Below are 25,025 nucleotides of genomic sequence, written 5' to 3'. Positions count from 1 at the left end.
CGTGGAATCGGCCGCGTTCCGCGTGCCGAGGCCGGTTCCGCGAGCCGGAGGTGGAGCTCGGCGCGCAGGGGAGGCCGTTTCGCGAGTCGGGGGGTGACGCGGCGGGACGATTCTGCTGGGCTACTCTCGGGCCCGGGGGTCCACCGCTCGAGAGGCACGCATGAGTCACGACACCGCACCCGCCGCACCCACGCTCGAGGCCGTCGCGGCTCTCGCGGGAGTGTCGCGGGCCACGGTCAGCCGGGTCGTCAACGACTCGCCGAAGGTGAAGGCCGAGGCGCAGGCCGCGGTCCGTCTCGCGATCGAGCAGCTCGGCTACGTGCCCAACCGGGCGGCGCGCTCGCTCGCGAGCCGACGGACGCAGGTCCTCGCCCTCCTGGTGCCCGAGTCGATCGGCAAGGTGTTCGGCGACCCGTTCCTCGCCTCCGTCGTGCAGGGAGCGGCCTCCCGCCTCGCCACGACCGAGTACATGCTCAACATCGTCATCGCCTCCGAGGCGACCCCCGACAAGACCCGCCGCTACCTGCTCGGCGGCAACGTCGACGGCGCCCTCGTCGTGTCGCACCACAGCGGCGACCACTCCTACGCCCGCATCGGCGCGAGCGTCCCCCTCGTCTTCGGCGGCCGGCCGCTCAGCCCCGACGACCACGACAGCCACTACGTCGACGTGGACAACGTCGGCGCGGCGCGCTCCGTCGCGGAGCACCTGCTCGGCCTGGGGCGGCGCGCCCCGGCGATGATCGCGAGCCGCCAGGACATGCCCGGCGCGATCGACCGGCTGACGGGCTGGCGCACGTGCGTCGAGGCGGCGGGCCTGGACGCGTCGCTGGTCGAGATCGGCGACTACTCGCCGCGCGACGGCGCCGAGGCGATGCGGCGCCTGCTCGACTCCGGACGTCCCATCGACGCGGTCTTCGCCTCGAACGACCAGATGGCGTCCGGCGCGCTGGCGGTGCTGCGCGAGCGCGGGCTGAGCGTTCCCGGCGACGTGGCGCTCGCCGGCTTCGACGGCGACTACTCCTCGGAGGCGAGCGAGCCGCCGATCACGACCGTCCGCCAGCCGGCCGCGGGCCTCGGCGACGCGATGGCGGAGGTCCTGGTGCGGCTGCTGGCCGGCGACGACGTCCCGCGGGCGACGCTGCTGCCGACGGAGCTGCTGATCCGCGGCTCGACGGTGCCGCGGGGCTGACTCCGCCGCACAACGTCAGCTGAGAGCACCCGGCCTCCTCTGTGGGGGGAGGCCCACCCTTCTCAGCTGACGTTGTGCGGCCGGCAGCGTCCCTCAGCCCGTGAAGACCGTCGAGGACCGGCGCTCGTACCAGTGCGCGAGGTGCTCGCCGGCGCGCAGGACGTGCTCGCGCATGATCGAGGCCGCGCGCTCGCGGTCGCCGGCGACGAAGGCCTCGACGATCTGCTCGTGCTCGCGGAAGTTCTCCTCGCGGTGGCGCGAGTTCTCGCGCAGGACCAGGCCCGAGACGTTGCGGGGGAAGGCGTCGTTGATCTCGATCAGCATCCGGCTCAGGCGGGTGTTGCCGGACGCCTGGTAGATCAGCCCGTGGAACTGGTCGTTGGCGCTGCCGTCGCGCTCGGTCTCGCTGCCGGCGGCGACGGCGAGCGAGCGCTCGTACATCGCGGTGTTGACGGCGCGGAGCTCGGCGATCGTCGCGTCGTCGAGGCGGTCGACCGCTCGGCGGGCGGCGAGCGACTCGAGCTCGGCGCGCACCTCGTAGGCCTCGCGCACCTCCCACGGCACGGGGACGCGGACGACGGCGCCGCGGTTCGGGACGACCTCGATCAGTCCGCCGGTCTGCAGCTGCCGCAGCGCCTCGCGCACCGGGGTGCGGCTGATGCCGAACTGCGTCGCGAGCTCGGCCTGGCGCAGCGGAGCGCCGATCGGGATCTCGCCGGACATGATCTTCGCCCGGATGCGGGCGGCCAGATCGTCCACGAGTGCGTTGTCGCCCTGGGTCGTCACGCGATGATCCCCTCCGATCAGCGGCCACAGGTCGGCCGGGATCCAATCATGGCAGCGATTGGATCCCACGCGGCGGTTCGATCGTCGGTCGTCGGGTGCCCGCGCGCTTCCCGGCTTGACCCGTGGATCCGCACGGCCCTACATTGGATCCAATGTTGCCCGCTCTGGCGACCGAGCGAGATCTGGAGGCCGGCGTGGACGTGCTGCTGGTCGTGATGGTGGCGGGCGCCGCCGCCTCGCTCGCGCTCGGGCTCGCGGGCTGGCGCCGGGTCGGCCGCGGCTGGCTCGTCGCCGAGGCGGCCATGCTCGCCGCGATGCTCGACGTGCACCTGCCCGCGCTCCACCTCCTGCCGGCGCCGCTCTGGTCCGCGCTGCTCGCGGGCTGCGCGCTCGTCGCGGCGCTCGTCGACCGGCTGCGGCGTGGCCGGGGCGTGCGGCGGCACGGCGCCGACGCGCTGCACGCCGTCGGGATGCTGCTCGCCGCGGTCCTCGTGCTCGTCGCCGACGCCGCGCCCGCCGCTCCCACCGCGGGCGCCGGGCACGCGCACGGCGGCGTCGGGCTCGCGCTGCCGCTCGGCGCGGCCGTCGCCGTCTACGCGGCGTGCACGCTGCACGCGGCCCTCGCCGGGCGCCCGGGCCGCCTCGACACCACCCGGAGGCTCGCCTCCCTCGCCGCGCTCGTCGCCATGGGCGCGATGGCCGCGGTGGGCTGACGCCGGCCGTCCCGCCCCCGCCGTCCCTGCCGTCCCTGCCATCCCTGCCATCCCCGCCGCTCCGCTCCGCACCCCGCCCCCCCCCGACACCCACCCGCCGCACGACACTGGAAAGAAGGAGACGCCGCATGATCATCGACGCGTACAACACCACGCAGGACCGCCGAGGCCGCAGCGACTACCTCAGCGGGGTCCGCCCCGGCGAGAAGCCCCCGGCCTACACGCCGTTCGACCCGAAGCGCATCCTCGACCGGATGGACGCCGCCGGCGTCGACCGCGCGATGGTCTGCTCGCTCGCGCAGGGCATCGAGAACGACTTCCTGATCGACCTCGTGAAGGCCCACCCCGACCGCCTCTTCGGCTTCGGTCAGGTGATGCCGCAGTGGGAGAACGCGACCGACGAGATCCGCCGCTTCGCCGACGCGGGCCTGGTCGGCCTCAAGCTGCACCCGAGCCTGCACGGCTACCACGTCGCCGACCACGGGCTGCTCGATCCGCTGTTCGAGGTCTGCGACGAGCTCGGGCTGCCCGTGCTGATCAACGCGCTCGACGACGCGTTCTGCGCGCCGTTCGCCATCGAGGAGATCGCGAAGGGCTTCCCCGGAGTGCCGACGATCATCGCCCACATGGGCGCAGTCTGGAACGTGCCCGAGGCGATCATCGTCGCCGAGCGCAACCCGCACATCTATCTGGAGACCTCGGCGACGCTGATGTCGGACGTCAAGCGCGCCTACGCGCGCCTCGGCGCCGAGAAGATCCTGCTCGGCTCGGAGTGGCCGGGCAGCGACTTCGATCTCGAGCGGATGAAGATCGCGAAGGCGATCCCGGACGAGGCCGACCGTGCGCTGGTCGAGGGCGGCAACATGGCGCGGATCCTGGGCTGGTCGTGACCGAGCGGCCGGTGCTCGAGCGGCCGGTGCTCGACGGTGCTCCGGTGGGGATGTCCGCGCCGGACCGCGAGCTGCTCCAGGCCGCGTCGGCGATCCTGGACGCGCGCTACCGGGAGGCCGTGCACGAGGTCGCAGCCGCGCTCCGGCTCGCGGACGGGCGGGTCGTGATCGGGCTGCACGTCGAGGCGAGCGCGGGGCGGGCCTCCGTCTGCGCCGAGTCCGCGGCCCTCAGCGCCGCGGTCGTCGCCGGCTCGCCAGTGGTCTCGATCGTCGGAGTGCTGCAGCGCCCGGGCGGCTCGCGGCACCTGATCGAGCCGTGCGGCGTCTGCGCCGAGCTGCTCGGCGACCACGCCCCCGACGCGTCCGTCTGGGTCGCCGTCGATACGGCCTTCGCCCCGGTCCCCGTCGCCACCCTCCTCCCGCACCGCCGCCGCCGCGCCGCCCGCCCGGTCTGACCGGCGGCGTCCCCGCGCCCCTGTGCTGCTCGCGTGCTTCTCCCGCCGCTGTCCAGAAGTTGTCGTAGTGGACGCGCGAGTACGACAACTTCTGCGCACTGGGCGGGCTCGACTCTCCTCCACAAGCCGAGCAGACCGAGGTTTTACCCCGGGGAAACACCGGCGACCCCCGCCCGAACGATCGCGTGGCCAGACTGGCCGCGCGGACGACGGGCCTCGCCCCTCGACCGCCGGGGTCGTGGGGGCACCTCACCCGACTCGCGCACCACCGGAAGGATCCACCCGCATGCTCGCCGTCTCCGGCACTCCCGTCCTGCTCGTCGTCGACATCCAGGGCGGCGCCGCCTCGGGTCTGCCGACCCCCGGCATCCCCGTGATGAGCGGCCGGGAGGAGCGAGCGCCCCGCGTGCGCGACCTGATCGCGCACTGCCGCGCCGCGTCCGTCCCGGTCGTCTTCGTCCAGGAGGTGCACAAGCGCGACCTGATCGACATCGGCCGCGAGCTCGACGGCGCCGAGGGCCCGCACTGCCTCGAGGGCGACCCGGGCACCGAGCTGGCCTCGTGGCTGGAGCCGCGGCCCGAGGAGTTCGTGATCCGCAAGCGCCGCTACTCCGCCTTCTTCGGCACCGAGCTCGAGATCGTGCTGAAGGCGTACCGCGCGGGCACGCTGCTGCTGGTCGGCGGGCTCACCGACGTCTGCATCCACTACACGGCGGCGGACGCGCACCAGCACGACTACGCGGTCCGGGTGATCGCGGACTGCGTCGCCGGCTCGAGCGAGCGCGCGCACGCCGCCGCCCTCGAGGCGATCGAGTACCTGCAGCGCGACGCCCTCGTCACGGCCGCCGACGTGCACGACTGGCTCGACCGCCGCCCCGTCGCCGTCGAGCACGCGGTCGGAGCGTCGGCCGATGCCTGAGCGCGAGCAGACCCCCGCCGCCCACCTCCCCGCCACCCGTCTCCCCGACACCAGCACCCCCGCCGCCCGCCTCCTCGTCGCCCGCGTCCGCACGATGGACCCCGACCGTCCGCTCGCCGAGGCGCTCCTGATCCGCGGCGACCGGATCGCCGCCGTCGGCACGCTCGCCGAGGTGCGCGCCGCGGCCGGGCCCGGGACGCCGGAGGAGCACCTCGACGCCACCCTCCTCCCCGGCTTCATCGACGCGCACTCGCACGCCCAGCGCGCCGGGCTGAAGGCCCTGCAGCTGCTCGACGCGGGTGCCGGCGCCGACGCCTTCTCGGCTGCGATGCTCGCCGACGCGGACGCCGACTCGGACGCGCCGGACTGGCTCGGCGACGCTCCGCCCACCCCCGAGGACCGCCGCGCGGCCCTGCTCCGCATCCAGCCCCTGCTGCACGAGCTGGGCTTCACCGGGGTGATCGACCCGGCGGTCACGCTCGACGAGCTCGCCGCCTACCGCGCCGCCCACGAGCGGGGCGAGCTGTCGCTGCGCGTCGTCGCGATGCCGTACCCCGAGCTCGGCTCCGCCGCGGTCCCGGGCGTCGACGAGGCGCTCGCCCTGCTCGACGGGATCGCCCGGTCGGTCGGCACCACCGGCGACGGCGACGAGCTGCTCCGCCTCGGCCCGATCAAGGTCTACTACGACGGCGAGGGGATGAAGGGGCAGGCGCTGCTCGAGCAGCCCTGGCCCGACGGGAGCCACGGGGTGCAGCGGATCGCGACCGCGGAGTTCGCGCGGCTCGCCGCCGCCTGCGTCGAGCGGGGCTGGGGCCTGGGCGTGCACGCGGTCGGCAGCCGCGCGGTCGCCGAGGTGCTCGACGCGCTGGAGGCGGCCGGCCCGCCCGAGCGGATCGCCGCCCTGCGCTGCCAGCTGATCCACGCCTACCTCGAGCCGTCCGCCGAGAGCCGCGAGCGCGCGGCCCGCCTCGGCGTGGTCGCCTCGCTGCAGCCCTCGATCGCCTGGAGCAACGCGGCGGGGCTCACGGCCCGGCTCGGCGCGCGGGCCGAGGCGGTGAACCCGCTGCGCGACTGGCGCGAGTCCGGCGCCGTGATCGCGCTCGGCTCCGACGCCCCCTACTTCCCCTTCGATCCGCGGGCGGTCGTGGCCACCGCGGTGAGCCGCCGGATGCGCCGCACGGCCGAGCCGCTCGGCGCGGAGCAGGCGCTCACCGTGCTCGAGGCCGTCGAGGGGTACACGCGGGGGGCGGCGCACGCCGCGTTCGCAGAAGAGCAAAGGGGGATGCTCCGCGCCGGGCGCCTGGCCGACCTCGTAGTGCTCTCGGTCGACCCGGGGGAGTGCTCGGCAGAGGAGTTCGCCCGGGCGCGCGTGCTCCGGACGGTCGTCGGCGGGCGGACGGTGCACGAGCGGGACCCTGCGCAGATGTAATCCTGACGAAACACAATGGGATCCGCATTGCCTTAGATTGGATCCAAGTTGAGAGCAGCACCCGGTGCCCCTCCGGGAGCAGCCCCCGCCTCGACGCAGGCCGCCGCCGATGCCCGCGGCCCCGCTCCGCCCCCGATGCACCACCCGTACCCCTTGGAGGACAGCACCATGGTCAGGAAGAGCTTGCTCGCCGGCGTCGCACTGGCGGCCGTCGCGAGCCTCGCGCTCACGGCCTGCGGGACCACCAGCGCCCCGCAGAGCGCCACCGGCACCACCGGCACCACCGACACCATCAACGCGGAGCTCTGGTACGCGCCGTCCACCTTCGACCCCGCGAAGGCCTCCGCCGACGCCGACGTCACCGTCGCGCGCCTCGGCTTCGACACCCTGCTGCGCCAGGGCGAGACCGAGGGCTACATCGGCGGCCTCGCCTCCGAGTGGAGCGCCGTCTCGGCCTCCGAGTACGAGTTCACCCTCCGCGAGGGCGCCACCTGCGCCGACGGCACCGCGATCACCCCGACCGTCGTCGCCGACTCCTTCAGCTACCTCACGGGCCTCGAGGACTCGGGCGCGGTGACCTGGAAGAACCAGGCCTTCGGCTCCGGCGAGCCCACCTTCACCCCCGACGACGCGGCCGGCACGCTGACGATCTCGCTCAGCCAGCCGTACTCGCAGCTGCTCGGCGGCGTCACCCGCCCGGGCACCGGCATCATCTGCCCGGCGGGCCTGGCCGACACCGAGGGCCTCGCCGCGGGCACCGTCGACGGCGCCTGGTCCGGCCCGTACACGCTGTCGAACCTCTCGGCCGGCGTCAGCGCCGCCTACACGCTGCGCGACGATTACGACGCCTGGCCCGACTGGCAGGACGTCGAGGGCGTGCCCGCGAAGACGATCAACCTGACGGTCCAGTCCGACTCGAACACGAGCGCCAACCTGCTCGAGTCCGGCGGAGTCGACCTCGCCCGCTTCTACGACTCCAACGCGCTGCGCTTCGAGGAGGACCCGGCCTACACGACCGTCACCTTCGCGAGCTCCGCCTACAACCTCGTCTTCAACGAGGCGCCCGGCTCCGGCTCGATCTTCGAGGGGAAGCAGGACCTCCGCGCCGCGGTCGCCCAGGCCATCGACCCGCAGGGCTTCAACTCCGCGGGCCTCGACGGGCTCGGCGTGCCGCAGTACACCGTCAACGCCGCCAGCTACCGCTGCGCCCTGGACGACGAGTCGCTCGTGCAGGAGTACGACCCCGCCGCCGCGACGCCCGAGCTCACCGGCCAGTCGATCCGCCTGCTGATGATGTCGAACTGGGACCCGGCCGCCGACTACCTGGCCGAGTCGCTGCGCGCCGCGGGCGCCACCGTCACCGTCTCGGCGCTCGACCCGGCCGACTGGTCGAAGGCCATGCGCACCGAGCCCAGCACCTGGGACGTCGCGATCGCGGCGGAGAACGCCGGCCCCGGTCTCATCCACACCACGATCGCCCGCTACCTCGGCCCGACCTACGCCGACGGCGGCACCAACGTCGCCTCCAGCGACAACCCCGAGGGAGTCGCCTACTACGAGGCAGCGATGGCCGCCTCGGACCCCGAGACGCAGTGCGAGAACCTGCTCGCCGCCCAGAAGACGATCCTCGAGCGCGTCGACATGACGCCGCTGATCACCGACACGCACCGCTACGTGGCCCGCTCCGGCTTCGCCACCTCGGTGTTCTCGGGCTACTGGGACATCTCGGCCATGCGGATCCTGTCCTGATCCGCTGAGCACGCACCCGAGCCGGACGATCTGAGGAGATGAAGCGATGAGCACCACGACCGCCACCACTCTCGCGTCGTCCGGCGCGGGGGCGTCCGGCCCCGGCGCCGTCCGGGCCGGCACCCTCGGCGGCGCGTGGCGGAGGTTCCTCCTCCGCCGCGCGCTCGGCCTGATCGTCAACCTCGCGCTGCTCGTGCTGGTCACCTTCCTGATCGTGCAGCTCATCCCCGGCGACCCGGCCATCGCCATCGCGGGGGAGGCGGCCTCGCTCGACCAGGTCGAGCTCGTCCGCACCCAGCTCGGCCTCGACCAGCCGCTGCCCGCACAGCTCTGGACCTACCTCGCCGGCGTGCTGCAGGGCGACTTCGGCGCCTCCTACCGCTACTCCATCCCCGCGATGGACCTCGTGATGACGGCCGTGCCGTACACGCTGACCATCACGATCTCGGCCGTGCTGCTCCTGCTCGTGCTCGGCATCGCGCTCGGCACGGCCGTCGGAGTCGCGACCCGCGGCGACCGCCGCCGCTGGCTCGACGCGGTGTTCAGCACGGTCACCGGGCTGATCTCCTCGATCCCGACGTACGTGCTCGCGACCGGCTTCGTCGTCGTCTTCGCGGTGCTGCTGAAGGTGCTGCCGCCCGCGTACTCGCCGGCCTACGACTTCGGCACCGCCGCGATCCTCCCGATCGCCTCGCTCACCGTCGGCGGCACCTGCTCCGTCGCCCGCATCGTCCGCCGCGAGACCGCGGTGATCCTCGAGCAGGACTACATGCGCACCGCCCGCGGCTGGCGGCTGCCCGCGCTCACCCTCTACGCGAAGCACATGCTGCCCAACCTGCTGACCACGGCTCTGACGCTCTCGGGCATCATCCTCACCGCCCTGCTCGGCTCGGCGCTGATCACCGAGGCGGTCTTCGCCTGGCCCGGACTCGGCGGCGTGATCGTGCAGGCCATCGCGATCGACAAGGACTACCCGGTGATCCGCGCGGCCGTCTTCGTGATCGGGCTCATCTCCCTCGTGATCACGCTCGTGATCGACGTCGTCCTGGGTCTGATCGACCCGCGAACCCTCGGAGAGCAGCGTGGCTGAGTCCCCCACCGCCGTCCGCGGCCTCGCCCCGCCCCGCGCCCGCACCTTCGCCTGGAACCCCGGGCTGGTCATCGGCCTCGCGCTGCTCGGCGTCATCGCCCTCACCGCGCTGATCGCCCCGATCGCGCTCGAGGGCCAGGCCACCGGACTCGGCGGCAGCCCCAGCCTCGGCTCGACCCCCGAGCACCCGCTCGGCACCGACACCCTCGGCCGCGACATGCTCGCGCGCACCCTCGTCGCCACCCGCTCGACCGTGCTGATGGCGCTCGCCGCGACCGTGCTCTCGGCGATCATCGGCATCGCGATCGGCATCGGCGTCTGGCTCGCCCCGCGCCGGATCCGCGAGCTCGGGCTGCGCGCGATCGAGCTGGCCGTCAGCTACCCGACGATGCTCGTCGCGATCATCGTCGCCGCGATCCTCGGCCAGGGCGTGGTGCAGGTGGTGGTCGCGATCGCGGTCGCCAACATCGCCGGATTCGCGCGGCTCACGGCCAATCTCGCGTCGAAGATCGCCGCGAGCGAGTACGTCACCACCGCCCGTCTGACCGGCGTCCCGACCCACCTCGTCGCCCTGCGCCACGTGCTGCCGAACATGGCCGAGCCGACGCTGATCCTCGTCGCCGGCGCCTTCTCCGGCGCGCTCGTCGAGATCTCCGGCCTCTCCTTCATCGGCCTCGGCGCGCAGACGCCCGCCTTCGACTGGGGCACGCTCCTGAACGACGGGCTGAGCCGGATCTCGGTGAACCCGGTCGTCATCCTCGGCCCGGCCCTCGCGCTCACGGTCGCCTCCTTCGCGGCGCTGCTCGTCGGCGACGGGCTGGCGGCGGCGGCGAACCCCCGCTCGAACACGACCCGGGCCCGGATGACGCGGGCGAGCGGCGAGTCCGCGATCGCCGTTCCCGCCGACGCCGTGCTCGTCGCCGACGGCATCACGGTGCGCCACGGCGCGACCGGTCGCGAGCTCGTCTCCGACCTCTCCTTCACGATCCGCCGCGGCGAGGTGCTCGGCATCGTCGGCGAGTCCGGCTCGGGCAAGTCGCTGACCGCCTCGGTGGTCGCGAAGCTGCTCGGCGAGGGCCTCGAGGCCTCCGCGCGCCGGCTCGAGCTCGGCGGCACCGACCTGCTCGGCCCCGTCCCGGACCGGGTGCTCGCCGCGAAGATCGGCCTGATCTACCAGGACCCGGGCACCGCGCTGAACCCGGCGATGGTCCTCGGCACCCAGCTCTCGGACGTGCTGCGGATCCGCCTGCGCCACTCGCGCCGGGCCGCGCTCGACCTGCTGCTGCGCGGCTTCCGCTCGGTGATGCTCTCCGACCCCGAGGGGCGGCTGCGGCAGTACCCGCACCAGCTCTCCGGCGGCATGAAGCAGCGCGCGATGATCGCTTCGGCGATGAGCGCGAAGCCCGACCTGCTGATCGCCGACGAGCCCACCACGGCGCTCGACGTGACGGTGCAGCGCGAGGTGCTGTCGGTGCTCAAGCGGATGAACGAGGACTCCGGCACCGCCGTGCTCTTCATCTCGCACGACCTCGGCGTAGTCCGGGCGCTCTGCGACCGCGTCCTCGTGATGAAGGACGGCCGCGTCGTCGAGCGGATCGAGGACATCGCCCATCTCTCGGAGGAGACCGTGACGCATCCCTACACGAGGCAGCTGCTCGCCGCGACGCCGGTCGTGACCGTGCCGACGCCGCCGGAGGTGCGCTCGTGAGCGCCGCCGCCGGGATCCCCTCCGCCGCAATCCCCGCCGCCGCGATCCCCGCCGCGGAGCCGACCGCGATGGTCGACGTCCGCGGTCTCGACGTGGTGTTCGGGCACGCGAAGGTGCTGCACGGCGTCGACCTGCGGGTCGAGCGCGGGCGGACGGTCGGCGTGGTCGGCGAGTCCGGCTCCGGCAAGTCGACCCTCGCGAAGGTGCTGGTCGGCTCGGTCCGCGCCGCAGCCGGCACGGCGAGCGTGGACGGCGTCGACCTCGTCGCCGCGAACCGCGCGGCGATGCGCGACTACCGCCGGCGCACGCAGATGATCCCGCAGGACCCGTACTCCTCCCTCTCGCCGCGGCGGACCATCGCGCAGACCCTCGCGGAGGCGATCGACCCGGTCCGCGCCCGCGTCGGCCGCCACGAGGAGCTGATCGTCGCCTGGCTCGAGCGCGTCGGGCTCAGCGCCGACATGCGGCACCGGTTCCCGCACGAGTTCTCCGGCGGGCAGCGCCAGCGCGTCGCGATCGCGCGCGGGCTGATCATCGACCCGACCTTCGTCATCGCCGACGAGATCACCTCGGCCCTCGACGTCTCGGTCCAGGGCCAGATCCTCGATCTGCTCGCGGGCATCAAGGAGTCGCTCGGCCTGACGATGATGTTCATCTCGCACAACCTGGCCGTCGTCCAGCGGGTCAGCGACGAGGTCGTGGTGCTCTACCGCGGCGAGGTCGTCGAGGCCGGCCCGGTCGAGCGGATCTACGCCGACCCCCAGCACTGGTACACCCGCCGCCTCCTCGACGCCGACCCCGGCTCGCCGGGCTTCAGCCTCACCGGCACCGCGGCGGTGCCCTCGAAGGAGACCGCATGACCCCCCGCCTGCCGACCACCCCCGTCGCCGAGGGCGTCCTCCGCCTCGTCGGCGCGACGCTCGTCGACGGCACCGGCGCCCCCGCGCTCGAGGACTCCGAGGTCGAGATCCGCGACGGCGTGATCGCCTACGCCGGACCGCGCCGGACGGCCGGTGACACCGCGCCCGAGGGCCGCACGGTCGACGTGACCGGCGCGTTCCTGCTGCCGGGCTTCGTCGACGTGCACGTCCACCTCGCGATGGTGCCGGTCGCTCCGGAGACGGCGCGCCAGCGCTTCCCGGAGGAGGACGTCCTCGAGATCGCCGGTCTTCTCCGCCGCACGCTCGACGCGGGAGTGACCACCGCGCGCGACCTCGACGGGCTGTCGCCGGGCTACCGCGAGGCCGTGGCGCGCGGCGCCGTGGCGGGCCCGCGCCTGCACCTCGCGATCGCGATGCTCTCGCCGACGGGCGGCCACGCCGATCCGCACCACCGCAACGGCTCGCTGCCGGCCTGGGCCGTGCGGCCGGGCATGCCCGCGCCGGGGCTCGTGGACACGGACGAGGACGTCGTGCGGATGGTCCGGACGCTCGTGCGCACCGGTGCCGACGTGATCAAGGTCGCCACCTCGGGCGGCCTCGGCTCGCCCAACGACGACGCGCGCGACGTCGGCATCACGCAGGAGCAGGTCGGCCTGATCGCGAGCCTGCTCGCCGAGCGCGGCGGCCGGCCGATCACGGCGCACGCGCTGTCGGACGACGCCGCGCGCGCCGCCGTGCTGGGCGGGGCGACGAGCATCGAGCACGGCTACGACCTCGGCGACGAGACGATCGCGCTGATGATCGAGCGCGGGACGACGCTCGTTCCGACGTTGAGCATCCTGGTCCGCGAGTTCGACCCCGCGACGACCACGGCCGAGCGGATGCGGCAGCGCGAGCTGCTGCGCGAGCGCGGCCTCGACTCGGTCCGCCGGGCCGTCGCGGCGGGAGTCCCGCTCGCGCTCGGCACGGACGCGGGCGTGCACCCGCACGGCCGCAACCTCACCGAGCTGGCGCAGCTGGTGGCGGTGGGACTCACGCCGCTCGAGGCCCTGCGCGCCGGGACCCTCGGCGGCGCGCAGCTGCTCGGGCTCGACGAGCACCTCGGCTCGGTCGAGCCGGGCAAGCTGGCCGATCTGGTGCTGACCGACGCGGATCCGCTGGCCGACGTCACCGCGCTCGCCGACCCGTCAGCGGTGCGGGCGGTGCTGCAGTCCGGCCGCGTGGTGAAGGACCTCGACGGGCGACTGGGCTAGGAGCTGCGCCGCGGGCTCAGGGCTCAGAACTCCTCGTAGTCGTAGGGCTCCGGCTCCGGCTCGACGACGGGTCGCGCGATGGTGCGGCGGTTGTCCTTGATCCGCGAGCGGATGTCCTCGACGGCCTTGGCGACCGCCTCGTCCGCCGCGGCGCTGTCGCCGATGGTCTGCTCGACCGGCACGACCACGAGCTCGCTGCTCGCGTCGAGCGTCATCTTCGCCTCGATGAGCACGCCCTCGTCGGTGAAGGCGGGCACGCACACCGCCTCCGAGTGCTCCTGCCGGTCGATCGCGGTCACGAGGTCGAGGAGCGCCTCGGTGACCGCATCGGTGGTGACGATGCTCTTGGAGGCGTAGGTCAGCTGCTGCATCTCCTCAGTCTGACGACGGCGGGCGGTCTTCTCTCGGGCTTGCGGGGAGCGGCCCGGGCGTCTAGCGCTCGTCCTCCGTTCACCCGGGACGCCTTGCGGCCGTCGCGCCCGCGGCGCATCCTGGGGGCATGCGGGACGTGCTGAGGCGGTCGAGCGGGGGCGAGATCGCCGGCGCGGTCCTGGTGGTGCTGGCGGCGATCGCGCTCGTCGTGTCGGCGTTCGCCTACGGCGCGGGAGTCGAGATCGCCTTCCTCGGCCTGCTCGCCGCGTTCGCCGCGGGCACGACCGGCCTCGGCGTGCACATCGCCGGCCGCGAGGCCCGCCTCCGCCGCGACGGCGACTGACGCCCCGGCGGCAGGGAGCGCGTGCGCCCGCCGATGCAGGGGGCGCGTCGGCCCACGCTGATCGAGTAGCCCTCGCAGAGGGCGTATCGAGATCCACCGTTCTGCAGCGGGCGGGTCTCGATACGCCGCTCCGCGGCTACTCGACCAGCATGGAGCGCGTCCACGTCCGCGTGCAGCGGCTGCGCCCGCGGTCAGCGGTCGACGAGGGTGATCTCGAAGGAGTAGAGGTCGGGGCGGTAGCAGTGGCGGCCATACTCGACGGCGCGGCCGGAGTTGTCGAAGGCGGTGCGGGTCATCGTGAGGACCGCGGCGCCCTTGCGCAGGTCGAGCAGCTGCGCCTCGCGGGGCGTGGTGGCGCGGGCGCCGATCCGCTGCTTCGCGACGCGCATCGCCACTCCGCGGGCACGGAGCAGCTGGTAGAGCCCGTGCGTCTCGAGGGCGCCGAGGTCGAGGTCGACGAAGTCGGCCGGCAGCGTGTTGTCGAGCACGGCGAGCGGCACGCCGTCGGCGGAGCGCAGCCGCACGAGGTGCAGGACGGGTGAGCCGACGTCGACGCCGAGCGCCTCGGCCGTCCTGTCGTCGGCCTCGCCGACCGTGGAGGAGAGGGTGCTGGTCGTGGGGCTCTGGCCCGAGCGCTGGAGGTCCTCGAACAGGCTGGTCAGCTCGACGTTCCGGGTGACCCTGCCGTGCACGACCTGGGTGCCGATGCCGCGGCGGCGGACGAGGAGGCCCTTGTCGACGAGGTCCTGGATGGCGCGGCGGATGGTCGGCCGGGACATGCCCAGCCGGTTGCCGAGCGACACCTCGTTCTCGAGCCGGGAGCCGGCCGGGAGGATCTCGTCGAGGATGGCCCGCTCGAGCCGCGTCGCGATCTGGTGGTAGAGGGGGATCGGTCCGGAGCGGTCGAGGTCCATGAACAGGTCCATCGGGAGCGCGTGCTCCTCCTGCAGCGCCATCCCGTGCCCTCCGTCGGCCGACTCGACCCCCGTCGGCGTCACTACATTATGCAGCGCACGTCAGCCGCACGGCAGTCGGTGCCATTGTCCGGACAACAGCCCCGGATCGCGGAAGCGCTTGTGCTATTGTAACGACATTACAAGGCCGTTTCCCCGAGGAGTTGTACACCGTCGTATGGTCCAGATGATCCCCCGCGCCGCCGTGCGCTCCGCGTCCCCAGGGGCGCGATGAAGGCCGCGGTCGCGGGCGCTCCCGTCAGCTTCGGCGTCTTCGAGCTCACCCCGGCGGGCTCCGACGTGGTCTCGCCCGACGACCTCATCGACGTGCTCGCCGAGGCGGGCTACACCGGCGTCGATCTCGGGCCGGCCGGCTACCTGGGTCGCGGTTCCGCCCTGCGGACGCGACTCGAGCGCTCGGGCCTCGACATCGCCGGCGGCTGGATCCAGCTGCCCTTCTCGGACGACGAGGCCTTCGAGGCGTCGCTCCCCGAGCTCGACGCCGCGCTCCGCCTCTTCTCCGAGGCGTCCGAGCACGGCCCCGCGCGACTCCCGCTGCCGACCCTGGCCGACGACGGCTCCGGCGTCCGGCGCTCCTCGCCCGGCCGCGGAGCGAGCGCCGACCCGCTCGACGACGCCCGCTGGTCGCGGCTGGTCGCGAACGCGGGGCGCGCCGCCGCCGCCGTCCGCGCCGCCGGCTTCGAGCCCACCTTCCACCACCACGCCGGCACGTACATCGAGTCGCCCGAGGAGATCGACCGGTTCCTCGGCGCCGTCGACATCGGCCTCACCCTCGACACCGGTCACCTGCTGATCGGCGGCGGCGACCCGGTCGCGGCCGTCGAGCGCTGGGGCTCGCGGATCAACCACCTGCACCTGAAGGACGTCGACGTCGCCGAGCTGCGCCGGGTCCTGGCGGCCGGCGGCGGGATGCGCGAGGTCTGGTCCTCCGGATCCTTCGTCGCCTTCGGCCGCGGCGACATCGACCTCGACGCGGTGATGACCGCGATCGACGCCCAGGGCTACGACGGCTGGGTCGTCGTCGAGCAGGACGTCCTCAACGCGCCCGACGCCGACATCGCCGCGTTCCGCGACGAGCGCCGCGACGACCAGGCCGTCAACCGCGAGGCGCTGCGCGCCTGGGCGTGACCCGCCGACCCCTCCTCCCACCCACAGAGCGCCCCCGGGCAGCAAGGACAGCGACGTGACCGACTCCCCTCTCCGCTTCGGACTCATCGGCACCGGCCGCATCGGCCAGGTGCACGCGGCCAACATCGCCGCGGATCCGGAGGCGACGCTCGCCTGGGTCTGCGACCCCTTCATCGACGGCGCGAACGCCGTCTCGGCCCGCTACGGCGGCACCGTGACGACCGACGCCGCCGAGATGCTCTCCTCGGGCGAGATCGACGCGGTGCTGATCGCCTCGCCGACCGCGACGCACGTCGATCTGCTCGAGGCCGCGATCTCGGCCGGGATCCCCGCGCTCTGCGAGAAGCCGATCGACCTCGACATCGCGCGCGTCGACGCCCTGCTGCCCCGCGTCGAGTCCTCCGGGGTGCCGATCGCCCTCGGCTTCAACCGCCGCTTCGACCCGGCCTTCGCCGAGGCGCGGGCCCGAGTCGCGGCCGGCGAGATCGGCGCGCTCGAGCAGCTCTCGATCATCAGCCGCGACCCGGCCGCCCCGCCCGCGGCCTACATCGGCGTCTCGGGCGGCATCTTCCGCGACATGACGATCCACGACTTCGACATGGCGCGCTTCTTCCTGCCCGACATCGTCGAGGTCACCGCCACCGGCACGACCACGTTCGACCCGGGTGCGCGCGAGCACGGCGACTTCGACACCGCGGTCGTCACCCTCCGCTCCGCCTCCGGTGCGCTCGTCTCGATCACCAACTCGCGGCACAGCTCGGTCGGCTACGACCAGCGGATCGAGGCCTTCGGCGCCGACGGATCGATCGAGGTCGCCAACGCGCTCACCAGCCTGGTCAGCGTCTCGAACGGCACGAGCGTGCAGGCGAAGCCGCCCTACCAGGACTTCTTCCTCGAGCGCTACGCCGTGGCCTACCGGGCCGAGCTGAGCGAGTTCATCAAGCTGGCCCGCGGCGAGGAGTCGACGAGCCCCACGTTCGCCGACGGCCGCGCCGCGCTCGTCCTCGCCGACGCCGCCGCCCGCTCCGCGGTCGAGCGCGTCTCGGTGAGCGTCGAGCTCTAGGGGCGCCGGCCGTGACCGACCGCCTCGCCGCCTCCGCGGAGATGCTCTTCCCGGAGCTCGAGTTCGTCGACCGGGTGCGCCGCCTGCACGAGCGCGGCTTCGAGGTCGAGATCTGGGACTGGTCGACCAAGGACCTGCCCGCGCTCGCGGCGACCGGCGCCGTCTTCTCCTCGATGACGGGCTACCTCACCGGCGACCTGATCACGCCGGACGGCATCGCCGAGACGCTCCGCACCGCCGAGCTCTCGCTCGCGGCGGCCGAGATCATCGACAGCCCGCGGCTGAACCTGCACGGCACCGGCCTCGCGCCGGGCGGTCTGCCCGTCCGGCCCGGAACCGACGTGACGGCCGCGGACCGCGAGCGCGCCGAGGACACGCTGCGCCGGCTCGCCGCGCTCGGCGAGGAGCGCGGCCGGGTCTTCACCCTCGAGAACCTCAACACGGCGGTCGATCACCCGGGCACGCCGTTCGCCCGCGCCGAGGACACCCTCGCGCTGGTGAGCGCCGTCGACCGCCCGGGCCTCCGGCTGAACCTCGACCTGTACCACGCGCAGATCGGCGAGGGGAACCTGATCGAGCTGGTGCGCCGCTGCCTGCCCTGGATCGGCGAGATCCAGGTCGCGGACGTGCCCGGCCGCTGCGAGCCGGGGACGGGCGAGATCCGCTACCCCGCCGTGGCCGAGGAGCTGCGGGCGCTCGGCTACGACGGCGTCGTCGGTCTCGAGGCGTGGCCGTCGACCGACTCCGAGGCGGCGCTCGACGCCTTCGAGGCGGCCTTCCGGGGCTGAGGGCGGCCTCGTCGATCGAGGCCGCCCCGCGCTCGGGCGCCCGGGCCACGCGCCCAGGCGCCCCTCGCTCAGGCGTCGTACGTGGTGTCCCCGCTCACGTCCGCGACGCTCTCCCACGCCCGAGAGCGGTCGCTGCGAAGCGCGGCCTCGACGATCTCGGCGGCCGACCAGGCGTCCGCGGCCGACGGGGCGAGCTGGCGCCCCTCCAGCACCGAGGCGAGGAAGAGCGACGCCTCGATCGTCTTGAGGTCGTCGAAGCCCATGCTCGTGCCGGCGCCCGGCTGGAAGCGGGAGAAGTCGCCGAAGCCCGGCTGGGCCATGATCGTGCGGTAGCCGCTCGGGTCGTCGGCGAGCTGCAGCTCGTTCAGGCGCTGGAAGTCCCAGCGCAGCGACCCCTTCGTGCCGTACACCTCGAGCGTGTACTCGGCGCGGGGCCCGACCGCGACGCGGCTCGCCTCCAGCACCGCGACCGCGCCGGACTCGAAGCGGCCGAGGACCGCCGCGTAGTCCTCGTTCTCGACCGCGCCGCGCTCACCTCCCTCGGAGCCCTTGCTGAAGTGGCCGGCCGCGGCGGAGCCGGGCAGCGGGCGCTCGCGCACGAAGGTCTCGGTCAGCGCCGAGACCGACTCGATCCGCCCGACCAGGTGCTGCGCCAGGTCGGCGCCGTGCGAGAGCAGATCGCCGAGCACGCCCGAGCCGGCGCGCGCCTGCAGGAAGCGCCAGGTCAGGGCGCCGAGCGGATCCGCGGAGTAGTCGGCCAGCAGCCGGACGCTCACGTTCGTCACCCGGCCGATCGCCCCGTCGCGGATCAGGGCTCGGGCCTGCGCGAGGGCCGGCGCGTGCCGGTAGTTGAAGCCGACCGAGGTGACGACGCCGGCCTCGGCCGCGGCGCGCGCGATCTCGGAGGACTCGGCCGCCGAGCGGCCCATCGGCTTCTCGATCCAGAAGGGCTTGCCGGCCGCCGCCGCGGCGAGGGCGACCTCGCGGTGCAGGAAGTTCGGCGCGCAGATCGAGACGATGTCGACCTCGGGGTCCTCGAGCACCTCGCGGTAGTCGGCGGTCGTCCGGCGATAGCCCAGGACGTCCTCGGCCGTCGATCGCGTGCCAGGATCGGTATCGGCCGCCGCCACCAGGTCCACGGCGACGCCGAGGTCCGGATAGTGCTCCGGGACCGCGCGGTACGCGCGCGTGTGCAGGCGTCCCATCCAGCCGACCGACACCAGACCGACTCCGAAACGGTGCACCATTGCGCGCTCCTCCTTGACCGACACCGATGCCTCTCACCGGTGAGCGGCTTCGAGCGTAGCGCAATGACACTATGTATTGACATTCGCACGCGGTGATTCCATACTCGACCCCACAACGACGTTCCGGACCGTCAGAGACGACGCCGTCCGCAGAGAAGGAGCCCTCATGAAGAAGCGTTTCCTGGCCGGCCTCGGCCTCAGCGCCGCCGCCGCCCTGCTGCTCAGCGGGTGCACCGGCACCGGTCAGGAGCCCGCCGCGGACTCGGGCGGCGGCGCCACCGGCGGCGGCGAGTACACCTACGCGGTCGTCACCCACTCCGGCCCGGGCGACGCCTTCTGGGACCGCGTGAAGTCGGGCGCCGAGGCGGCCGGCGCCGACTACGACGCGACCATCACCTACAATGCCGACCCCGACCCGGCGAAGCAGTCGCAGCTGATCGACAACGCGGTCGCCCAGCAGGTCGACGGCATCGTCGTCTCGATGGCCAACCCCGACGGCGTGAAGGACAGCGTCGAGAAGGCGGTCGCGGCCGGCATCCCCGTGGTCACCATCAACTCCGGCATCGAGCGCTCCGCCGAGTTCGGCGCGCTGACCCACATCGGCCAGAGCGAGACGGTCGCGGGTGAGGCCGTCGGCACGAAGCTCGCCGAGGCCGGCGCCACCAACGCGCTCTGCGTCATCCAGGAGGCGGGCAACGTCGGTCTCGAGGAGCGCTGCAAGGCGGCGGCCTCGACCTTCGGCGGCAGCATGAGCAACCTGCAGGTGGACGGCACGAACGACGCGGACGTCAAGGCGACGATCAAGTCCAAGCTCCAGGCCGACCCGTCCATCGACGGCGTGCTCACCCTCGGCGGCCAGTACGCGATCGACGCGGTCGGCGCGGTCTCGGAGTCCGGCAGCTCGGCCCAGGTCGGCACCTTCGACCTCTCGGAGGACGTCGTCACCGCCGTCGAGGACGGCTCCATCGTCTTCGCCGTCGACCAGCAGCCCTACGTCCAGGGCTTCCTCGGCGTCACGGCCCTGTCGCTCTACTCCACCAACGGCAACGTGATCGGCGGCGGCCAGCCCGTCTACTCCGGTCCCGCCTTCGTCACGAAGGAGAACGCGGCCGAGGTCGCGGAGTTCGCCGCGAACGGCACCCGCTAGCGGTCCCCGCTGATCCCCCGCTCGTCCCCCGACAGGAGTCATCAGTGACGACCACAGACATCGTGACGATCGCGACGAGGCCTCGCCTCGAGCGCCGTCCGCTCCGGAAGATCCTGGCTCGGCCCGAGACCGGTGCGGCCGTCGCCGCCCTCGCCGTGCTCGTCTTCTTCTCCCTCTACACGCCGCAGTTCCTGAGCTTCGCCGGCGCCGGGGTCTGGCTGGAGTCGGCCTCGACCTTCGGGATCATGGCCGTCGCCGTGGCGCTGCTGATGATCGGCGGCGAGTTCGACCTCTCGGCCGGCGTGATGACGGGCTTCTCCGCCCTCATCGTCGGCATCCTGACCACCCACTACGGGCTCAGCATCTGGGTGGCGGTCCTCGTCTCGCTCGTCGTCTGCCTCGGCGTCGGCGCCCTGAACGGGATCCTGGTGATGAAGACGGGCCTGCCCAGCTTCATCGTCACGCTCGGCACGTTCTTCGCCCTCGCCGGGATCGACCTGGCGGTGACGAAGATCATCACCGGCCAGGTCGCCATCCAGGGAATGACGAAGGTCCCCGGCTACGACGGCATCCAGCCGCTCTTCGGCTCGTCCGCGGGGATCGGCGGCGGCACCTTCTACGTCTCGGTGCTGTGGTGGTTCGCGGTGGCGGCGGTCGCCACCTGGATCCTGCTGCGCACCCGCGCCGGCAACTGGATCTTCGCCGTCGGCGGGGCGCAGACCGCGTCGCGCCAGGTCGGCGTCCCCGTGCTGAAGACCAAGATCGGCCTCTTCATGGGGACCGCCGGCGCCGCCTGGCTCGTCGGGATGATCTCGCTCTTCCGCACCTCGACGGTGCAGGCGAACACCGGCGTCGGCCAGGAGTTCATCTACATCATCTGCGCGGTCGTCGGCGGCTGCCTGATGACCGGCGGCTACGGCTCGGCGATCGGCGCCGCTCTCGGCGCGCTGATCTACGGGATGGTCTTCCAGGGCATCACCTTCGCCCAGTGGGACACCAACTGGCTGCGCACCGTCCTCGGCGGCATGCTGCTCGCCGCGGTGCTCCTCAACAACTTCGTCCGCACACGAGCAGGAGGCGGGCGATGAGCGCCGAGCCGATGGGCACCGATCCGAGGGGCACCGACAGCACGGCCGCCGGCGCCGCCGCGCGCACCCCGGTGGGCACGACGATCGTCGAGGTCCGCGACATCGGCAAGAGCTACGGCGCCGTCAACGCGCTCGCCGGAGTGTCCACCACGGTCAAGGCCGGCCAGGTCACCTGCGTTCTCGGCGACAACGGCGCCGGCAAGTCGACGTTCATCAAGATGCTCGCCGGCGCGCACACCCCCTCCGAGGGCGAGCTGCTCCTGGACGGGGCGCCGGTCACCTTCTCGTCGCCGCGCGCCGCGCTGCAGGCGGGGATCGCGACGGTCTACCAGGACCTCGCTGTCGTGCCGCTGATGCCGGTCTGGCGCAACTTCTTCCTCGGCTCCGAGATCACGAAGGGGCGCGGGCCGCTGCGCCGCCTCGACGTGAAGCGGATGAAGGAGATCACGCAGAACGAGCTGGCGAGCATGGGCATCGACCTGCGCGACGTCGACCAGCCGATCGGCACGCTCTCGGGCGGCGAGCGCCAGTGCGTCGCCATCGCCCGCGCGGTGTACTTCGGCGCCCGCGTGCTCATCCTCGACGAGCCGACCGCGGCGCTGGGCGTCAAGCAGTCGGGCGTGGTGCTCAAGTACATCGCCCGCTCCCGCGACGCCGGGCTCGGCGTGGTCTTCATCACCCACAACCCGCACCACGCCTACCCGGTCGGCGACCGCTTCCTGCTGCTCAACCGCGGCACCAGCCTCGGGAACTTCGAGAAGAGCGAGATCAGCCTCGGCGAGCTGACCAGCCTGATGGCCGGCGGCGCCGAGCTGGCCTCCCTCGCGCACGAGCTCGAGCGCTCGATGCCGGCGTCCCCGGTCACCGCCGAGCTCGCCCACGAGGCCGCGGCGGCGCCGGAGCGACGCGAGTGACTCCGTCCGCCACCACCTACGACGTGCTGACGATCGGCCGGGTCGGCGTCGACATCTACCCGCTGCAGGACGGACTGGGCCTCGAGGACGTCGAGACCTTCGGCAAGTACCTCGGCGGGAGCGCCGCGAACGTCGCGATCGCGGCCGCCCGGCACGGCCACTCCGCCGCCCTGATCTCGCGGGCCGGCGAGGACCCGTTCGGCCGGTACGTGAAGCGCGAGCTGGTACGGCTCGGCGTCTCGGACGAGTTCGTCGGCACCGAGCCGGAGCTGGCCACCCCGGTGACGTTCTGCGAGATCTTCCCGCCGGACGACTTCCCGCTGTACTTCTACCGCAAGCCCAAGGCGCCCGACCTCGCGATCACCGCGCAGTCGCTCGACCTCGACGCGATCCTCCGCGCCACGGTCTACTGGTCGACCGTCACGGGGCTCACCGAGGAGCCCAGCCGGTCGGCGCACTTCGTCGCCTGGCAGGCGCGCGCCCGCCGGCCCTTCACGGTGCTCGACCTCGACTACCGGCCGATGTTCTGGCACTCGCCCGAGCGGGCCTCGCAGGAGATCGCGAAGGCCCTGGAGTGGGTGACCGTCGCGGTCGGCAACCGCGAGGAGTGCGAGATCGCGGTCGGCGAGACCGACCCGTCGCGGGCGGCCGACGCGCTGCTCGACCGCGGGGTCGAGCTGGCGATCGTCAAGCAGGGGCCGCGCGGCGTGCTCGTGAAGACCCGCACCGAGACGGTCGAGGTCGCGCCCTTCCCGGTCGAGGTCGTCAACGGCCTCGGCGCCGGCGACAGCTTCGGCGGCGCGCTCATCCACGGGCTCGTCGAGGGCTGGGACCTCGAGCGGATCCTCCGCTTCGCGAACGTCGCCGGCGCGATCGTCGCCTCGCGCCGCGAGTGCTCGACGGCGATGCCCACGACGGCCGAGGTCGAGGCCTTCCTGAGGGAGCGCACCGATGTCGTCGTCTGACGCGCACGCCCGGCTCCGCCGTCTGCGCGCCGAGGACCCGGCCGCCGTCGCCCGATCGCTCGCCGCCCGCCGCCGCCGCCCGCTGCTGAACGAGAACGGCCGGCTCTTCATCGTCGCCGCCGACCACCCCGCCCGCGGGGCGCTGGGCGTGCGGTCCGACGCCCTGGCGATGGCGGACCGCTACGACCTGCTCGACCGCCTCGCCGTCGCGCTCTCGCGGCCCGGCGTCGACGGGGTGCTCGGCACGCCGGACATCATCGACGACCTCGCCCTGCTCGGTCTGCTCGACGACAAGATCGTCGTCGGGTCGATGAACCGGGGCGGTCTGCGCGGGGCGTCGTTCGAGATGGACGACCGCTTCACCGGCTACGACATCGACGGGATCGTCCGCGACGGCCTCGACTTCGCCAAGACCCTGCTCCGGATCAACCTCGCCGACGCCGGGTCGGCCGCGACCCTGGAGGCCACCGCGGCGGCCGTCACCGCGGCCGCGGCGGCGCGCGTGCCGATCATGCTCGAGCCGTTCCTCAGCGAGTGGATCGACGGCGCCGTCGTCAACGACCTCTCGACCGAGGCCGTCATCACCTCCGTCGCCATCGCCTCCGGGCTCGGCTCGTCCTCGGCCTACACCTGGATGAAGCTGCCCGTCGTCGAGGGGATGGAGCGGGTGATGGCCGCCACCACCCTGCCGACGCTGCTGCTCGGCGGCGACCCGCAGGACGGCCCCGAGAGCACCTACGCCCGCTGGCGGCACGCGCTCACGCTGCCCGGAGTCCGCGGACTCGTCGCCGGCCGCACCCTGATCTACCCGGCCGACGGCGACGTCGCGGCCGCCGTCGACACCGCCGCCGCCCTCGTGCACGGCTGACCACTCCCCGCCCGAAGAGAGAAGCAGGAACCATGTCCGAGACCATCGGCACCGCCCCCCTCCACCAGCTCGCCGTCGTTCCGCACTGGATCGACGGGCGCGAGTCGCCCTCGACCTCCGGGCGCACGGCCCCGGTCTACGACCCGGCGCTCGGCGTCGCGACCAAGGAGGTCGCCCTCGCCGACGCGGCCGAGATCGCCGCCGCGATCGCCTCGGCGAAGGCGGCCTTCCCGGCCTGGCGCGACCTGTCGCTGGCGAAGCGGCAGCAGATCCTCTTCTCCTTCCGCGAGCTGCTGGAGAGGAAGAAGGGCGAGCTGGCCGAGATCATCACCTCCGAGCACGGCAAGGTGATCTCCGACGCGCTCGGCGAGATCACCCGCGGCCAGGAGGTCGTGGAGTTCTCGACCGGGCTCGCGCACCACCTGAAGGGCGAGTACTCCGAGCAGGTCTCGACCGGGGTCGACGTGTACTCGACCAAGCAGCCGCTCGGCGTCGTCGGGATCATCTCGCCGTTCAACTTCCCCGCGATGGTGCCGATGTGGTTCTTCCCGATCGCGATCGCGGCCGGCAACACCGTCATCCTCAAGCCCAGCGAGAAGGATCCGACCGCGGCGATCTGGCTCGCGAAGCTGTGGAAGGAGGCCGGCCTGCCCGACGGCGTCTTCACCGTGCTGAACGGCGACAAGGAGGCCGTCGACGGGCTGCTGACCTCGCCCGACGTCCGCTCGATCTCGTTCGTGGGCTCGACGCCCATCGCGCAGTACGTCTACGAGACGGGCACGAAGCACGGCAAGCGCGTGCAGGCCCTGGGCGGGGCGAAGAACCACATGCTCGTGCTGCCGGATGCGGACCTCGACCTGGTGGCCGACTCGGCGATCAACGCGGGCTTCGGCTCCGCGGGCGAGCGCTGCATGGCGATCTCGGTCGTCGTCGCGGTCGAGCCGGTCGCGGACGAGCTGATCGGGAAGATCCAGGACCGCGCCGCGCAGCTGCGCATCGGCGACGGGCGCCGCGGCTGCGACATGGGACCGCTGGTGACCCAGGCGCACCGCGACAAGGTCGCCTC

Annotated in this window: 25 protein-coding genes; 21 read left to right on the top strand and 4 right to left on the bottom strand. The window is 73.2% G+C overall.

Annotation, left to right across the window (positions count from 1 at the left end):
* Positions 1-160 precede the first annotated feature (160 nt).
* Positions 161-1,189, top strand: coding sequence for a LacI family DNA-binding transcriptional regulator (locus tag HQQ82_RS13115; protein WP_173233914.1), 1,029 nt, complete (start codon positions 161-163; stop codon positions 1,187-1,189).
* Positions 1,190-1,282: 93 nt separating this feature from the next.
* Here the strand turns inward: HQQ82_RS13115 and HQQ82_RS13110 are convergent, their stop codons facing one another.
* The gene (locus HQQ82_RS13110) at positions 1,283-1,975 is read right to left on the bottom strand and encodes a GntR family transcriptional regulator (protein WP_216848602.1); all 693 of its coding nucleotides are present in this window, start codon (positions 1,973-1,975) and stop codon (positions 1,283-1,285) included.
* A 152-nt stretch (positions 1,976-2,127) separates the two neighbouring features.
* Here HQQ82_RS13110 and HQQ82_RS13105 point away from each other — a divergent pair, with 152 nt between their 5' ends.
* The 10 genes from HQQ82_RS13105 to HQQ82_RS13060 all read left to right on the top strand — a co-directional run bounded on the left by HQQ82_RS13105 (position 2,128) and on the right by HQQ82_RS13060 (position 13,062).
* Complete coding sequence (locus tag HQQ82_RS13105) at positions 2,128-2,688, top strand: hypothetical protein (RefSeq protein ID WP_173233912.1); 561 nt, start codon at positions 2,128-2,130, stop codon at positions 2,686-2,688.
* 128 nt (positions 2,689-2,816) lie between these two features.
* The gene (locus HQQ82_RS13100) at positions 2,817-3,578 is read left to right on the top strand and encodes an amidohydrolase family protein (protein WP_173233910.1); all 762 of its coding nucleotides are present in this window, start codon (positions 2,817-2,819) and stop codon (positions 3,576-3,578) included.
* On the top strand, positions 3,575-4,033 hold the full coding sequence (locus HQQ82_RS13095) for a cytidine deaminase (protein ID WP_216848601.1): 459 nt from the start codon (positions 3,575-3,577) through the stop codon (positions 4,031-4,033). The genes HQQ82_RS13100 and HQQ82_RS13095 overlap by 4 nt, the downstream gene beginning before the upstream one ends.
* A gap of 286 nt (positions 4,034-4,319) precedes the next feature.
* Positions 4,320-4,952, top strand: a complete 633-nt coding sequence (locus HQQ82_RS13090) for a cysteine hydrolase family protein (RefSeq protein ID WP_173233908.1) — start codon at positions 4,320-4,322, stop codon at positions 4,950-4,952.
* Positions 4,945-6,381 carry an amidohydrolase gene (locus tag HQQ82_RS13085; protein WP_173233906.1) on the top strand — a complete coding sequence of 479 codons (1,437 nt, stop codon included), beginning with the start codon at positions 4,945-4,947 and terminating at the stop codon, positions 6,379-6,381. The genes HQQ82_RS13090 and HQQ82_RS13085 overlap by 8 nt, the downstream gene beginning before the upstream one ends.
* Before the next feature lie 168 nt (positions 6,382-6,549).
* A complete protein-coding gene (locus tag HQQ82_RS13080; RefSeq protein WP_173233904.1) occupies positions 6,550-8,130 on the top strand; it encodes an ABC transporter substrate-binding protein in 1,581 nt (526 codons plus the stop codon).
* A 46-nt stretch (positions 8,131-8,176) separates the two neighbouring features.
* Positions 8,177-9,220 (top strand): ABC transporter permease, encoded by a 1,044-nt coding sequence (locus HQQ82_RS13075; RefSeq protein WP_173233902.1) that lies wholly within the window; start codon positions 8,177-8,179, stop codon positions 9,218-9,220.
* Entirely contained in the window at positions 9,213-10,928 is a 1,716-nt protein-coding gene (locus tag HQQ82_RS13070) for a dipeptide/oligopeptide/nickel ABC transporter permease/ATP-binding protein (RefSeq protein WP_173233901.1), read from the top strand. Before HQQ82_RS13075 ends, HQQ82_RS13070 begins: the two co-directional genes overlap by 8 nt.
* On the top strand, positions 10,925-11,788 hold the full coding sequence (locus HQQ82_RS13065; protein WP_367947962.1) for an ABC transporter ATP-binding protein: 864 nt from the start codon (positions 10,925-10,927) through the stop codon (positions 11,786-11,788). The genes HQQ82_RS13070 and HQQ82_RS13065 overlap by 4 nt, the downstream gene beginning before the upstream one ends.
* A complete protein-coding gene (locus HQQ82_RS13060; protein ID WP_173233899.1) occupies positions 11,785-13,062 on the top strand; it encodes an amidohydrolase family protein in 1,278 nt (425 codons plus the stop codon). The genes HQQ82_RS13065 and HQQ82_RS13060 overlap by 4 nt, the downstream gene beginning before the upstream one ends.
* Positions 13,063-13,085: 23 nt before the next feature.
* Here HQQ82_RS13060 and HQQ82_RS13055 read toward each other — a convergent pair whose 3' ends face one another.
* Positions 13,086-13,433, bottom strand: coding sequence for a hypothetical protein (locus HQQ82_RS13055; RefSeq protein ID WP_173233897.1), 348 nt, complete (start codon positions 13,431-13,433; stop codon positions 13,086-13,088).
* A gap of 128 nt (positions 13,434-13,561) precedes the next feature.
* Between HQQ82_RS13055 and HQQ82_RS13050 the strand changes: the two genes are divergently transcribed.
* A complete protein-coding gene (locus HQQ82_RS13050) occupies positions 13,562-13,777 on the top strand; it encodes a hypothetical protein (RefSeq protein ID WP_173233895.1) in 216 nt (71 codons plus the stop codon).
* Between the two features lie 191 nt (positions 13,778-13,968).
* Here the strand turns inward: HQQ82_RS13050 and HQQ82_RS13045 are convergent, their stop codons facing one another.
* Positions 13,969-14,733: a GntR family transcriptional regulator gene (locus HQQ82_RS13045; protein ID WP_301952481.1), complete on the bottom strand. Its 765-nt coding sequence runs from the start codon at positions 14,731-14,733 to the stop codon at positions 13,969-13,971.
* 228 nt (positions 14,734-14,961) lie between these two features.
* On the opposite strand from HQQ82_RS13045, the gene HQQ82_RS13040 reads away from it, so the two are divergent.
* From HQQ82_RS13040 to HQQ82_RS13030, 3 genes are read left to right on the top strand one after another with little or no spacing between them, the layout of a single operon-like run.
* Positions 14,962-15,879, top strand: a complete 918-nt coding sequence (locus HQQ82_RS13040) for a sugar phosphate isomerase/epimerase (RefSeq protein ID WP_173233894.1) — start codon at positions 14,962-14,964, stop codon at positions 15,877-15,879.
* Between the two features lie 55 nt (positions 15,880-15,934).
* The gene (gene iolG / locus HQQ82_RS13035) at positions 15,935-16,942 is read left to right on the top strand and encodes an inositol 2-dehydrogenase (protein ID WP_173233892.1); all 1,008 of its coding nucleotides are present in this window, start codon (positions 15,935-15,937) and stop codon (positions 16,940-16,942) included.
* A 41-nt stretch (positions 16,943-16,983) separates the two neighbouring features.
* Positions 16,984-17,730: a TIM barrel protein gene (locus tag HQQ82_RS13030; RefSeq protein ID WP_173234649.1), complete on the top strand. Its 747-nt coding sequence runs from the start codon at positions 16,984-16,986 to the stop codon at positions 17,728-17,730.
* A 68-nt stretch (positions 17,731-17,798) separates the two neighbouring features.
* Here the strand turns inward: HQQ82_RS13030 and HQQ82_RS13025 are convergent, their stop codons facing one another.
* Positions 17,799-18,977, bottom strand: a complete 1,179-nt coding sequence (locus HQQ82_RS13025; RefSeq protein WP_173233890.1) for a Gfo/Idh/MocA family protein — start codon at positions 18,975-18,977, stop codon at positions 17,799-17,801.
* A gap of 166 nt (positions 18,978-19,143) precedes the next feature.
* On the opposite strand from HQQ82_RS13025, the gene HQQ82_RS13020 reads away from it, so the two are divergent.
* The 6 genes from HQQ82_RS13020 to HQQ82_RS12995 form a co-directional block, all read left to right on the top strand.
* Positions 19,144-20,124, top strand: coding sequence for a sugar ABC transporter substrate-binding protein (locus HQQ82_RS13020; RefSeq protein ID WP_173233888.1), 981 nt, complete (start codon positions 19,144-19,146; stop codon positions 20,122-20,124).
* A 44-nt stretch (positions 20,125-20,168) separates the two neighbouring features.
* Positions 20,169-21,212, top strand: a complete 1,044-nt coding sequence (locus HQQ82_RS13015; RefSeq protein ID WP_173233886.1) for an ABC transporter permease — start codon at positions 20,169-20,171, stop codon at positions 21,210-21,212.
* A gap of 11 nt (positions 21,213-21,223) precedes the next feature.
* Positions 21,224-22,126 (top strand): ATP-binding cassette domain-containing protein, encoded by a 903-nt coding sequence (locus tag HQQ82_RS13010; RefSeq protein ID WP_173234648.1) that lies wholly within the window; start codon positions 21,224-21,226, stop codon positions 22,124-22,126.
* On the top strand, positions 22,123-23,091 hold the full coding sequence (gene iolC / locus HQQ82_RS13005; protein WP_173233884.1) for a 5-dehydro-2-deoxygluconokinase: 969 nt from the start codon (positions 22,123-22,125) through the stop codon (positions 23,089-23,091). Before HQQ82_RS13010 ends, iolC begins: the two co-directional genes overlap by 4 nt.
* The gene (locus HQQ82_RS13000; RefSeq protein WP_173233882.1) at positions 23,078-23,959 is read left to right on the top strand and encodes a deoxyribose-phosphate aldolase; all 882 of its coding nucleotides are present in this window, start codon (positions 23,078-23,080) and stop codon (positions 23,957-23,959) included. Before iolC ends, HQQ82_RS13000 begins: the two co-directional genes overlap by 14 nt.
* A gap of 32 nt (positions 23,960-23,991) precedes the next feature.
* The coding region (locus HQQ82_RS12995; RefSeq protein ID WP_173233880.1) for an aldehyde dehydrogenase family protein at positions 23,992-25,025 on the top strand (1,034 nt) is incomplete at its 3' end.

Source organism: Rathayibacter sp. VKM Ac-2856 (assembly GCF_013205055.1).
Taxonomy (GTDB): Bacteria; Actinomycetota; Actinomycetes; order Actinomycetales; family Microbacteriaceae; genus Rathayibacter.
This window is presented reverse-complemented; position numbering and strand designations above follow the sequence as displayed.